We start from the raw sequence: 12,161 nt of genomic DNA, 5'->3' as shown, positions 1-12,161 counted from the left end.
AGGCCGAGCGGAAGAAGGATTTGGGAGGTAATCACAATGAAGGTCAGACCTTCGGTTAAGCCGATTTGCGAAAAATGCAAAGTGATCCGTCGCAAAGGCAACGTGATGGTCATTTGTGAAAATCCGAAGCATAAACAAAAACAAGGATAAAGGAGGGACATCCACCTATGGCACGTATTGCAGGCGTTGACTTGCCCCGCGACAAACGGGTCGAAGTCGCACTCCAATATATTTTTGGCATCGGCAAAACGACGGCTCAGAAAATTTTGAGCGCAACCGGCGTAAACCCCGATACCCGCGTTCGCGACCTGACGGAAGACGAAGTGAGCAAACTCCGCGACACGATCGACAAAACGGTTAAAGTGGAAGGCGATCTTCGCCGCGAAATTTCGCTCAATATCAAACGTCTGATCGAAATCGGCTGCTATCGCGGCATCCGCCACCGTCGCGGCCTGCCTGTGCGCGGTCAACGGACGAAAACGAATGCCCGCACGCGCAAAGGCCCTCGCCGGACTGTAGCGAACAAGAAAAAATAATAAGGGGTGATTATCGAAAATGGCAAAACCGAAAAAAGTGGTACGCACCAAGCGTCGTGACCGCAAAAATATTGAAAACGGCGTAGCGCATATCCGCTCGACGTTCAACAATACGATCGTGACCATCACGGACCCTCACGGGAATGCGATTTCCTGGGCAAGCTCCGGCAATCTCGGTTTCAAAGGCTCCCGCAAAAGCACGCCTTTTGCTGCTCAGATGGCAGCGGAAGCGGCTGCCAAAGCGGCGATGGAGCACGGGATGAAAACCGTCGAAGTTATGGTCAAAGGTCCGGGTTCGGGCCGCGAAGCCGCTATCCGTTCGCTCCAGGCTGCCGGTCTTGAAGTGAACCTCATCAAGGACGTTACGCCGGTTCCGCACAACGGCTGCCGTCCGCCGAAACGTCGTCGTGTGTAGTTCGCCCCATTGTGGTATCAAATAACTGCAACTTGTGAATAATGGTTGTGAAGGTTTGGCATACTACAAGGTTTTCGACCTTATGTACGGAGCGACGTTTTGAAGGAGGGTTATTTAGTGATAGAGATCGAAAAGCCGAAAATCGAAACCGTAGAGATCAGTGAAGAAGGCACCTACGGACGTTTCGTGGTCGAACCGCTGGAACGCGGGTATGGCACGACGCTCGGTAATTCGCTTCGCCGGATATTGCTGTCGTCACTGCCAGGGGCTGCGGTAACCTCGGTTCAAATCGACGGCGTGCTTCACGAATTCTCCACGGTTCCAGGGGTCATCGAGGATGTGACCGAGATTATCCTGAACCTCAAGAGCCTTTCGTTGAAAATCCACTCCGACGAAGAGAAGGTGCTGGAAATCGATGCGGAAGGCGAAGGGGTCGTAACGGCGGGCGACATTCGCGCGGATAGCGACGTCGAGATTTTGAGCCCTGATCTTCATATCGCGACCTTGGCCTCCGGTGCACGGCTCCATATGCGGATTTTCGCCAATCGGGGACGCGGCTACGTGCAAGCGGACCGCAACAAGAAGGAAGACCAGCCGATCGGCGTCATTCCCGTAGATTCGATTTACACGCCCATTACCCGTGTCAATTACAGCGTCGAAAATACTCGCGTCGGCCAGGTGACCAACTACGACAAGCTGACCCTTGAAGTGTGGACCGATGGCAGTATACGGCCGGAAGAGGCGGTAAGCCTCGGCGCTAAAATTTTGACCGAGCATTTGGACCTGTTCGTCGGATTGACCGATGAAGCCAAAGACGCGGAAATCATGGTCGAGAAGGAAGAGGACAAGAAAGAGAAAGTGCTCGAGATGACGATCGAGGAGCTTGATCTTTCCGTCCGTTCGTATAACTGCTTGAAACGTGCAGGCATCAATACCGTGCAAGAGCTGATTACGAAGACCGAAGAGGATATGATGAAGGTGCGGAACCTCGGTCGGAAATCGCTCGAAGAAGTCCAGGAGAAGCTGGAAGAGCTCGGACTGAGCCTGCGCATGGAAGAGTAGCAAAGTCTTTAGGCAAGTGCTTACGAAGCGGCTTTGCTTCGCAAAGTTTCAAGCATATGCTTACGAAGCGGCTTTGCTTCGCAAAGTTTTAGGAGGTGAAACAACATGGCATATCAAAAGCTGGGCCGTGACTCGAGCGCACGGAAAGCACTGTTCCGTGATCTCGTAACCGACCTGTTCCTCTATGAGCGCATCCAGACGACGGAAGCCAAAGCGAAAGAGGTTCGCTCCATCGCAGAAAAACTGATCACGCTGGCGAAGCGCGGTGACTTGCACGCCCGTCGTCAAGTTGCGGCATTCGTGCGTCGCGAGACGATCGATGGAGAGCAGGACGCCATTCAGAAGCTCTTCTCCGAATTGGCCACCCGTTACTCGGAACGTGCGGGCGGATACACGCGGATTCTGAAACTGGGACCTCGCCGTGGCGATTCGGCACCCATGGTATATTTGGAACTGGTGGATCGTGCGTAAGGAGTATGAGAAAGGGTGGACCTTCGAGGCCACCTTTTTTTCATTTGGAGGGAAGACGTGAGGCCGCGGCTTTCCGCATTCCCTTCCCTCCGGCTTCCGGCGAACGGGGCTTGCGCCCAGGAGGTGAATTCGGAATGAACATTGCGATGACTGTCAGCTATGACGGTACGAGCTATTACGGATTTCAAACTCAGCCGTACGGCAATACGGTACAGGATATTTTGGAGGCCGGCATACGTTCCTTGACCGGCGAAGAAGAGCTGCGCATTACCGGATCGGGACGAACCGACGCGGGCGTTCACGCGCACGGCCAAGTGTTCAACTTTCATACGGCCTCGCGCATACCGGTCGAGCGCTGGGCATTGGCGCTGAACAGCCGGTTGCCGGACGATATCGTCGTTCGCGACGCCGCCCGCGTCCCCGACGATTTCCATGCCCGCCGTTCGGCCAAACGCAAAACGTACCGGTACACGATCGATTGCGGCAAGTTTCCGGATGTGTTCGCACGCCATTACCGTTTTCATCATCCGACCCCGCTGGACCGCGCGGCTATGCGCGAAGCGCTCCGGCATTTCGTCGGCGAGCATGATTTCACTTCATTCGCCTCCAAACATTCGACCCAACCGAGCCATGTGCGGACGATTTACGAAGCGAAGCTTGTCGAGGAAGGATCCGTTATTCATCTTTTTATAACGGGAAACGGTTTTCTGTACAATATGGTTCGCATCATCGCAGGAACGGTTATCCTGGTCGGAGAAGGAAAAATGCGGCCCGATGCGATCCCGGATATTCTGGCTGCTAAAGACCGGAACATGGCGGGACCTACGGCTATGGCGCACGGGTTGACATTGTGGCGGGTTCAGTACGAAGAGTATGCGCCGGAATTGTAAGGGCAATCGCGAAGCGGGCGAAATCGGCTTAAAAAAGTGGGGAAAACCCGCATAAAGACAGGGGAAATCGCTTGCGCTTCTTTGCGCTTTATAGTAGAATATAACTTGTGCTTTCTTAGTGGCTTTCCCACGGCCCCGACTAAGCAAGCCTGCTGATTTGATGAAAATGGAACGGAAACGTCGAACGTTTCTTTTATAAAAAACGACTACAGTGCAAATGAATTGAAGGAGGATCATCCATGCGTACCACTTATATGGCCAAGCCAGGCGAAGTTGAGCGCAAATGGTACATCATCGATGCCGCCGGCAAGACGCTCGGCCGTTTGGCTAGCGAAGCGGCCTCGCTCATTCGCGGCAAACATAAGCCGCAATTTACCCCGCATGTTGACACGGGCGATTTTGTCATTATTGTCAATGCCGATAAGATCGTATTGACCGGCAAGAAGCTGCAAAACAAAATGTACTATCGTCACTCCCTCTATCCGGGCGGATTGAAAGTGACTCCGGCTCAAGACATGCTGAAGAAGAAACCGGAACGGATGGTTGAGCTTGCCGTTCACGGCATGTTGCCGAAAAACCGTTTGGGCGAAAAAATGAAGCTCAAGCTGAAAGTCTACGCCGGTCCGGAACATCCGCATCAAGCACAAAACCCGGAAGTTTACGAACTTCGCGGTTAATAAAGGGAGGACAGTTTCATGGCTCAAGTTCAATACTATGGAACCGGTCGCCGCAAACACTCCGTAGCACGCGTACGCCTTGTGCCGGGTGAAGGGCGAATTACTGTAAATAAACGCGACTTGAATGACTATTTCGGTCTGGAGACGCTGAAGCTTATCGTGAAGCAGCCGTTGACGCTGACGGATACGCTCAACAAGTACGATGTTATCGTTCTTGCGCATGGCGGCGGCATCTCCGGGCAAGCGGGAGCCATCCGTCACGGCATTGCCCGCGCATTGCTGAAAGCAGATCCGGAATTCCGTCCCGCGCTGAAACGCGCAGGCTTCCTGACGCGCGATCCGCGCATGAAAGAACGGAAAAAATACGGTCTCAAAGCGGCACGCCGCGCTCCCCAATTCTCGAAACGTTAAGACGGACGCAGAGTACCTTTTCCGATTTTATTCGGAGAAGGTACTTTTCTTTTTGGGCTGCATAAACCGGTATAAGTTAACAAATAACCACTTTAGGATTGAACATTTCTGCCATACGTTTTATAATCAAATGTAATGCTGATCATTTTACTTGGAATTAACGGAGGTACGTGATGAATTTATTTGAAAAGGAAGCGCTCGTGAAGCGGAAAGCGGAGGAGCTGGAATCGGCGACAGTTGAAGAGATTATTCGATATGCAGCGGAAACGTTTCCGAAAATTACGTTCGCATGCAGCTTTGGCGCAGAGGACGTCGTATTGGTCGACATCATTCATAAAGTGGCGCCGCAAATCGACGTTTTTTATTTGGACACCGATTTTCACTTCGCCGAAACGTACGAGACGCGCGACCGCATCGTCGAGCGATATCCGAATATCCGTTTTATACAGGTGAAGCCTAAGCTGACGCCGGAGGAGCAAGCCCGCGAACACGGAGAAGAGCTGTGGAAGCGCGATCCGAACAGCTGCTGCAACATCCGCAAAGTCGAGCCGCTTACCCGCATTCTGGCGCAATACGAAGCCTGGGTGACCGGCATCCGCCGCGATCAGGCGCCAACCCGGGCCAACGCGAAAAAGATCGAGTACGATACGAAATTCGGCCTGATCAAATTTAATCCGCTGGCAAGCTGGACATGGGAAGACGTGTGGAATTATATCCGCGAACATGACGTCATTTACAATCCGCTTCACGACCGCAATTATCCGAGCATCGGCTGCGAGCATTGCACAAGGCCAGTCATGCCGGGCGAAGATCCGCGGGCGGGACGCTGGGCCGGAACGGATAAAACCGAATGCGGATTGCATAAATAAGGAGGATCAATCGAATGAGCAGCATTTTGCCGCATGGCGGTGTACTGATCAACCGGGTGGCCGAAGGAGCGGAGCGGGAAGAGCTTCTCAAGCAATCCCGTTCCTTGAACGCCATTACGATCGACGCGTGGACAATATCGGACCTCGATCTGATCGGGGTCGGCGCATTCTCGCCGCTGACCGGTTTTATGAACGAAGCGGATTACCGTTCCGTCGTCGATACGATGCGTCTTGCCGACGGCACGGTATGGAGCATTCCGATTACGCTGGCCGTTGACGAAGCGCAAGCTTCCGGGCTTAAGCTCGGAGAGAAGGCGGCGCTCGTCGGAGAAGACGGCACGGTGTACGGCGTGATTGCAATCGAAAGTATTTACAAGGCCGATCAGAGCGTGGAAGCGGTTCGGGTGTTCAAAACCGACGATCCGGCGCATCCCGGCGTTCAGAAGCTGTATTCGCGTCCGTCTACTTATGTCGGCGGTCCGGTGACGGTGTTGAACCGGCCGAAGCCCGAACGGTTCGAAGAGTTTTACTTCGATCCGGCGGAGACGCGCCGGATTTTCGCCGAGAAAGGCTGGAAGACGGTCGTCGGCTTCCAGACGCGCAATCCGGTGCACCGCGCGCATGAATATATCCAGAAGAGCGCCATGGAAATCGTCGATGCGCTGTTTCTCAACCCGCTTGTCGGGGAGACCAAGTCCGACGACGTTCCGGCGGATGTCCGGATGAGGAGCTATCTTGCCCTGCTCGAAAATTATTATCCCCGGGATCGCGTGTTTCTCGGCGTGTTCCCCGCCGCCATGCGCTATGCGGGGCCGCGCGAAGCGATCTTCCATGCGATTGTCCGCAAAAACTACGGATGCACCCATTTCATCGTCGGCCGCGACCATGCCGGCGTCGGCGATTATTACGGCACGTATGAGGCGCAGGATTTGCTGCGTTCGATTCCGGCCGAAGACCTCGGCATTACGCCGCTCTATTTCGAGCATAGCTTTTTCTGCACGAAATGCGGCAACATGGCGACAAGCAAGACATGCCCGCACGGCAAAGAGGACCATCTCCACCTGTCGGGCACGAAGGTCCGCGCCATGCTGCGCGACGGCATCTGTCCGCCGCCGGAGTTTTCCCGTCCGGAAGTGGCGCGCATCCTGATCGAAGGAATGGCGGAGCAGCCGGTGTCCTGAACGGACAAACCGGGCGAAGGAAATGACGCAAGTTCCGCACATGGAGGTTCGCCGCACACATATTTGACCACCTCGTCCCATATAGTGTACAAGAGCGGCATGCCGGTCCGATCCCGCATGCCGCTTCCAATATCACGCGGGACGAGGTGGTCTTTTCGTGCGCAGATTCAATCGGCGGGTTGTCGTTTGGTTGAACTACAAAGGGGCGCTGCGCATCGTTGCCGGCGTGTCGATGGTCTTGATAACGGCGCTGCTGCTGACGCAGGAAATGCCGGTTTCCCGGACATGGACCTACTGGACGCTGCCGCTTTCGGGCAAAACGATTGCGATCGATGCGGGGCACGGTGGGGTCGACGGAGGAGCCGTCAGCAAGCAGGGCGTAATCGAGAAAGATTTGAATCTGGCGATTGCGCTCTATCTGCGCGATTATTTGCAGCAAGCCGGCGCGATCGTCGTCATGACCCGCGAAACGGACAACGATCTGGCGGATACGGCAACCCGGCCCATCGCGAAACGAAAAACGGAGGATCTGCTGAAGCGCGTACAGTTCGTAAAGGAGCATGACGCGAATATGCTCGTCAGCATTCATATGAACAGTATGCCGTCGGCCCGTTGGAAAGGGGCGCAAACCTTTTATTACCCGAACCATCCGGATAACCGTTTGTTGGCCACTCTTATCCAGGAAGAAATAAAACGGAATCTGGAAAATACGAACCGGGTGGCGTCCAAGGTCAATACGGTATATTTGCTCAGGGCGCTGGACGATATCCCGGCCGCGCTCGTGGAGGTAGGCTTCCTGTCCAATCCGGGAGAAGCCGAGCGGCTCGCCGATGCCGAATACCAGCGGCAGGTAGCGGCATCGATTTATCAGGGCATTCTCCGGTACAGCGCGGGAGAGAAGCTCGAGCCGGATCCGCCTGCGCAGCCGTAGCCGACTTTCGGTCCGAGCAGCGAAAATTATGGTATAATGTCCGGTATGGAAGAACATTATACGGGACGCCCTGTACATGGTGCCGAAAAATAAAAGGTGGGAATAGCCGATTATGTTAACCCGAGAGCAAGTGCTGGAAGCTGTCCGGCCATGGACGGAAGGGAAGCGGGATGCGCTGCAGATTCGCGATGTCGTCGTGAAAGGCCGTCAAGTGTCGATGACGGTGCTGCACCCTGCCGGCGCGGAGCAAGCGCCGCTGGAGGCGGCGCTGCGCGAAGCGCTCACGCGCGAAGGGGCCGAAACCGTTCATATCCGGTTTCGGCCCCTGGAAGCGGCTGCGCCGAAAGCGAGCGGGCCGCAAAGCGCCGCGGGCGCAGCCGCCGGAGCCGGCCCCGTCAAAGGCCATGGGGCCGGCCTGAATTCGCCGTTGCTCGATCCCGCCAACGGCGTGCGGTTCATTGCCGTCGCCAGCGGCAAAGGCGGCGTCGGCAAGTCTACGGTGACCGTTAATCTGGCGGTCGCCCTGGCGAGGAGAGGGAAGCGCGTCGGACTGATCGACGCCGACATTTACGGCTTCAGCGTGCCCGACATGATGGGCATCGAGGAGCGGCCCGAAGTGGTGAATGACCGCGTCATTCCGATCGAAAAATTCGGCGTCAAAGTCATATCGATGGGCTTCTTTGTCGAAGACAACAGTCCTGTCGTCTGGCGCGGTCCGATGCTCGGCAAAATGCTGCGCAATTTCTTCTCGGAAATCGAATGGGGCGAGCTTGATTATGTGCTGCTCGATCTTCCTCCGGGCACGGGCGACATTGCGCTGGACGTGCACCAGATGATTCCGCAAAGCGAGGAAATTATCGTCACCACGCCGCATGCGACAGCGGCGTTCGTCGCGGCGCGGGCGGGCGCTATGGCGCTTCATGTCGGCCACCGCATCATCGGCGTCGTGGAGAATATGGCGTATTCCGTTTGCAGCCATTGCGGAGAGCGGGAATACCCGTTCGGACGCGGAGGCGGCGGGCGGCTGGCGGAGACGCTGCATACCGAATTGCTTGCGCAAATTCCGCTGGGGTCGCCGGATAATCATCCGTCCGAACCCGATTTCTCCCCATCGGTTTTCAAAGCCGATACGCCGGTCGGGGCGATGTACCTGGAGATGGCCGATCGTATTTTGGCCAGTGCCGACAGCAAAAATTAAACGACAGCAACCCGGCCGCGCCTATGGCGTTGCCGGGTTGCTGCCGTCAGGGCTAGCCGGAGTTGTTTTCCCCACCGCTACTGTCTTCGTTTCCGCCGTCTTCGCTCTCGCCGCCTTCTCCGCCACCCTGCTGCTTATCGATTTTTTCCATCGGCTTCGGCTTCAATTCCTCCTGAACGGCTTTCTTCAACAGCTCAAGCATTTCCAAGCGAAAGATCGGATTTTGCAACGATTCCTGCATTATCGTCATGACTTGCGCCCGATACTGCGAGCTTTGCAGAACATCCAGAATCATTCGTTCCATTTCGGGAGCTTTCATGACCTGAACGAGTGCCTGCCGGTATGTCGGATCCTTCAACAGATCTTTATGAATTTGTTTATTGTCCTTATTGACCGCTTTGGCAAATTCGCCCGCGAATCGGGGATCGGTCATCAATTTTTGAATAACGGTATTGTAATCCTGCGATACGAGCACTTCCTTAACCGCCAAACGCACTTGCTCCTGGTCCTGAACCGAGAGGATCCTGGACGTACTTCCGCCGCCGCCAGACGGCAAAGCCGACTCCTGCAGCGCCTTTTGCGCATCTTCGGTTTTGAGAATATCGATTACCATCGATTTCATGTCCTTGTAGCTTATCGATTCCCCTCCGCCAGACGACGGTTCGGAGCCGCATCCGCCGAGTGCGAGCGACATGACAGCCGTCAGAACCAATAATGTCCATCGGTTGCGCATGATACGCTGTTCTCCCTTCCGGCCGGTCGGCATTTGCCTCGCGGCCAAGCTTATTCGTGCTTATAGTATGCGTTGCGGTTCACGCGATTATCATCGGTACGCATAGCATTTTGCTGTGAACGTGGTAAAATAAAGGGTGATGTGAAGGAGGGCGTTCAGACGTGAATTTGAAACGATGTTTTTTTCTGTTTTGGAGCTGTATGCTGATTGGCGCTGCCGTATCGATTACAGTTGGTTTGATGATGCAATGGACGGATCAGTCCTTCGGTTTCATGGGACTTGAAGCGACCGGTTTTAACGCGCTGATGATGGGGCTTGCCGGTCTGCTGATCGGCGCTTTCAGCCAAATGGGCTTTTTCGCCTATTTGTCCTTGAATTATGTCGCCCTTGGCGTACTGCGGCGCCAATATTTATGGAACGCGCTGCAAGCCTATACTACGGTTTTCGCTTTGTTCGTTCTCGGTTATATATTGTATATGGACCGTGGCAACCTGAACGGATGGATGTTTTGGGCGCTTCCGCTTGCTCTGGCCGCGGCATCATGGCTTGTCGCCTTCGTCAAAGTGAAAAAGACGAACGCAACTGCATTCGTCCCGACGATGTTTCTGATGGTGGTCGTCACTTCGCTCGAAGCCTGGCCGGCTATTCGCGGTGACAGCAACGCCGCAGCGATCTTATTTATGATGGCGCCGTTGTTCGTGTGCAATGCGTACCAAATTTTAATGCTGCATCGTCTTGTCGCGAGCAAAACAGCCGAATCCGCAGCAAAAGCGGAATCGACTGTGTAGGCGCCGCAGGTTCAGAACACGGGAACCTGATTCGCTGATGTCGGTCTGTCCTGAACGGGCTTGCCGTTTGCTTCGGTTTGCGCCAGCAGTTCCGATACGGTGACGAACTCGTAGCCTTCGGCCCGCAGTTTCTCGATGATGACCGGCAGCGCTTCGTGCGTTTGGCGTACCGTATCGCTTGCGTGCATTAAAATAATGTCGCCGTTATGAGCGCGGCTGACGACCCGATTTATAATTTTGTCCGTCCCGATATTCATCCAGTCCATCGAATCGGTATCCCATTGAATGACTTTGTAATTCAATTCTTCTGCGATACGCAGCACCCGTTTGTCAAAATCGCCGTTCGGCAGCCGGATTAAATTGGGCGCCTTGCCGGTTACGTTCGTGAGGATCGAATGAGCGGTCTGAATCTGGTTCCGGATTTCATCATCCTCCAATTTGCTGTAATTGTCGTACTTGTGGCCGTGGCTTCCGATTTCAAATCCGGCGTCGACGATTTTTTTGACAATATCGGGATGGGACTGGCTCCATGGCGCCGAGAGGAAAAAGGTCGCTTTTTTGACGTTGTTTTCGAGCAGAATGTCAATAATCGGCTCGGCCCGTTTCTCCCCCCAGCTAATGTCGAACGTAAGCGCCAGCATTTTTTTGTCGGTCGGCACACTGTAGATGGCGGCGGGTTGGGGCGGGGCGAATACGGTAATGTTGTCCCGTTCGGCGTAGACGACGCCGGCAGAGAAAACGAGCCCCATCACAATCAAAAAATACCGTTTGATTTTGCGGCCGTTCATGACATAAAAATAATTCATCCGACGGGCACTCCTTTCCGAATGAAAGCTTGTTCTAGTACAATCTATGCTCGTACTTGAAACTTATTCATGCCTGTCTATTTCTTACCGAGGGAGGACGCCATGTTTCGATGGTCAGAAGTGATGGATCATTTCCGGAAGATGAGAAGATATATCGCTTTCGGATTTGTTTTGTTCTTTGCCGGCGTCGTCGTCGGGGGAACGAATCCTTCGTTCGAGCAATTTATCGAAGGGCAGATTGAAGGATTGCGGCAGATTGCGACTACGGTCGAGAGAACGCCCAACCCCGCTTTATCGATGTTTGTCATTATTTTTCTCAACAATGCGATCAAATCGATTATGGTTATGTACCTTGGCGTTTTTTTCGGTTTGTTCCCGCTCATGTTTCTTATCGTCAACGGGATGGTGATCGGCTATTTCATCAATCATATGGCGACTACGCAAGGATGGGGATTTGCGGCGGAAACGATCGCCAAAGGAATATTGCCGCATGGCATTATTGAAATTCCTGCAATTATTATCGCATCGGCTTACGGATTGAAGTTCGGAACGCTCGCGCTCCGCTTGCTCGGCGCCGCCATTACCCGCAACGGACCGGCTGTGCTTCGGGAGACGGAAGTTTTTGTGAAAAGGACGGTTCCGTTAATGGTCTGGCTGGTCGTATCGCTGCTCGCCGCGGCGATTATTGAAACGACATTGTCGAGGTGGCTGCTGACCTTGTAATAAACTTTCCAATATTTGAGCATAACAGTAAAGCGGCGTCCAGCGCGCGTGATTCAAAGGCGCCGCTTTCGTGTCCAAGCGTTACAGCACAAGGAGGAAGACGATGGTTATGCTCGGAATATTGCTGAACGATAAAGAGTGCAAGGAACTGGATTACGTACTGCGAAAAGAACTTGACGAAATGCTGCTCGATCTGAACGACAGCCGATTGGATCGCGATATTAAGCAGTCCATCACGAAACGATACAAAATCATTTTCCGAATGTATGCGCGATTTGCTTCCCCCAAAGAACTTTCACGCTACGCGCTGAGCAATAAAACGTATCGCTAGTATTGACAAAATCATCGTCTATATGATATATTATCACTCGCCCCGAGAGTAGACGGGGAATACGGTCGCGCCTTGAGCGTAAATTTTAAAAATTACCTCTTGCAACGACCGGCAAGACTGTGATATATTATAAAAGTCG

The 12,161-nt window shown here is 54.0% G+C and carries 17 protein-coding genes; 15 read left to right on the top strand and 2 right to left on the bottom strand.

Annotated features, from left to right (window positions below):
* Positions 1 to 36 precede the first annotated feature (36 nt).
* From rpmJ to ABEV74_RS06915, 12 genes are all read left to right on the top strand, one after another.
* A complete protein-coding gene (gene rpmJ / locus ABEV74_RS06970; protein WP_003333770.1) occupies positions 37 to 150 on the top strand; it encodes a 50S ribosomal protein L36 in 114 nt (37 codons plus the stop codon).
* A 17-nt stretch (positions 151 to 167) separates the two neighbouring features.
* The gene (rpsM, locus tag ABEV74_RS06965) at positions 168 to 536 is read left to right on the top strand and encodes a 30S ribosomal protein S13 (RefSeq protein ID WP_062490542.1); all 369 of its coding nucleotides are present in this window, start codon (positions 168 to 170) and stop codon (positions 534 to 536) included.
* 19 nt (positions 537 to 555) lie between these two features.
* Complete coding sequence (rpsK, locus tag ABEV74_RS06960; RefSeq protein ID WP_062490544.1) at positions 556 to 951, top strand: 30S ribosomal protein S11; 396 nt, start codon at positions 556 to 558, stop codon at positions 949 to 951.
* 117 nt (positions 952 to 1,068) lie between these two features.
* Entirely contained in the window at positions 1,069 to 2,013 is a 945-nt protein-coding gene (locus ABEV74_RS06955) for a DNA-directed RNA polymerase subunit alpha (RefSeq protein WP_062490547.1), read from the top strand.
* 105 nt (positions 2,014 to 2,118) lie between these two features.
* Positions 2,119 to 2,484 carry a 50S ribosomal protein L17 gene (gene rplQ / locus ABEV74_RS06950; RefSeq protein WP_062490548.1) on the top strand — a complete coding sequence of 122 codons (366 nt, stop codon included), beginning with the start codon at positions 2,119 to 2,121 and terminating at the stop codon, positions 2,482 to 2,484.
* Between the two features lie 134 nt (positions 2,485 to 2,618).
* Complete coding sequence (gene truA / locus ABEV74_RS06945; RefSeq protein WP_430144663.1) at positions 2,619 to 3,374, top strand: tRNA pseudouridine(38-40) synthase TruA; 756 nt, start codon at positions 2,619 to 2,621, stop codon at positions 3,372 to 3,374.
* A 239-nt stretch (positions 3,375 to 3,613) separates the two neighbouring features.
* The gene (gene rplM, locus ABEV74_RS06940) at positions 3,614 to 4,051 is read left to right on the top strand and encodes a 50S ribosomal protein L13 (RefSeq protein ID WP_062490552.1); all 438 of its coding nucleotides are present in this window, start codon (positions 3,614 to 3,616) and stop codon (positions 4,049 to 4,051) included.
* An 18-nt stretch (positions 4,052 to 4,069) separates the two neighbouring features.
* Positions 4,070 to 4,462 carry a 30S ribosomal protein S9 gene (rpsI, locus tag ABEV74_RS06935; protein WP_062490553.1) on the top strand — a complete coding sequence of 131 codons (393 nt, stop codon included), beginning with the start codon at positions 4,070 to 4,072 and terminating at the stop codon, positions 4,460 to 4,462.
* Positions 4,463 to 4,635: 173 nt separating this feature from the next.
* Entirely contained in the window at positions 4,636 to 5,331 is a 696-nt protein-coding gene (locus ABEV74_RS06930; protein WP_430144660.1) for a phosphoadenylyl-sulfate reductase, read from the top strand.
* A 14-nt stretch (positions 5,332 to 5,345) separates the two neighbouring features.
* Positions 5,346 to 6,512: a sulfate adenylyltransferase gene (gene sat / locus ABEV74_RS06925; protein WP_062490557.1), complete on the top strand. Its 1,167-nt coding sequence runs from the start codon at positions 5,346 to 5,348 to the stop codon at positions 6,510 to 6,512.
* Positions 6,513 to 6,669: 157 nt separating this feature from the next.
* The gene (cwlD, locus tag ABEV74_RS06920) at positions 6,670 to 7,443 is read left to right on the top strand and encodes an N-acetylmuramoyl-L-alanine amidase CwlD (protein ID WP_430144658.1); all 774 of its coding nucleotides are present in this window, start codon (positions 6,670 to 6,672) and stop codon (positions 7,441 to 7,443) included.
* 112 nt (positions 7,444 to 7,555) lie between these two features.
* A complete protein-coding gene (locus tag ABEV74_RS06915; protein WP_430144656.1) occupies positions 7,556 to 8,641 on the top strand; it encodes an Mrp/NBP35 family ATP-binding protein in 1,086 nt (361 codons plus the stop codon).
* Positions 8,642 to 8,693: 52 nt separating this feature from the next.
* On the opposite strand, the gene gerD is transcribed toward ABEV74_RS06915, so the two are convergent.
* On the bottom strand, positions 8,694 to 9,374 hold the full coding sequence (gene gerD, locus ABEV74_RS06910) for a spore germination lipoprotein GerD (protein WP_430144653.1): 681 nt from the start codon (positions 9,372 to 9,374) through the stop codon (positions 8,694 to 8,696).
* Between the two features lie 161 nt (positions 9,375 to 9,535).
* On the opposite strand from gerD, the gene ABEV74_RS06905 reads away from it, so the two are divergent.
* On the top strand, positions 9,536 to 10,162 hold the full coding sequence (locus ABEV74_RS06905) for a KinB-signaling pathway activation protein (RefSeq protein ID WP_430144651.1): 627 nt from the start codon (positions 9,536 to 9,538) through the stop codon (positions 10,160 to 10,162).
* Between the two features lie 11 nt (positions 10,163 to 10,173).
* On the opposite strand, the gene pdaB is transcribed toward ABEV74_RS06905, so the two are convergent.
* On the bottom strand, positions 10,174 to 10,968 hold the full coding sequence (gene pdaB / locus ABEV74_RS06900; protein ID WP_430144648.1) for a polysaccharide deacetylase family sporulation protein PdaB: 795 nt from the start codon (positions 10,966 to 10,968) through the stop codon (positions 10,174 to 10,176).
* Between the two features lie 102 nt (positions 10,969 to 11,070).
* Here pdaB and ABEV74_RS06895 point away from each other — a divergent pair, with 102 nt between their 5' ends.
* Positions 11,071 to 11,691, top strand: a complete 621-nt coding sequence (locus ABEV74_RS06895) for a stage II sporulation protein M (protein ID WP_430144645.1) — start codon at positions 11,071 to 11,073, stop codon at positions 11,689 to 11,691.
* 109 nt (positions 11,692 to 11,800) lie between these two features.
* Entirely contained in the window at positions 11,801 to 12,022 is a 222-nt protein-coding gene (locus ABEV74_RS06890; protein WP_213529118.1) for a hypothetical protein, read from the top strand.
* Positions 12,023 to 12,161: the final 139 nt, after the last annotated feature.

This window comes from Paenibacillus cisolokensis (assembly GCF_050481165.1).
GTDB lineage: Bacteria > Bacillota > Bacilli > Paenibacillales > Paenibacillaceae > Paenibacillus_AH > Paenibacillus_AH cisolokensis.
Note: the sequence above shows the minus strand (reverse complement) of the source record. Positions and strands in the feature narration are given on the sequence as shown.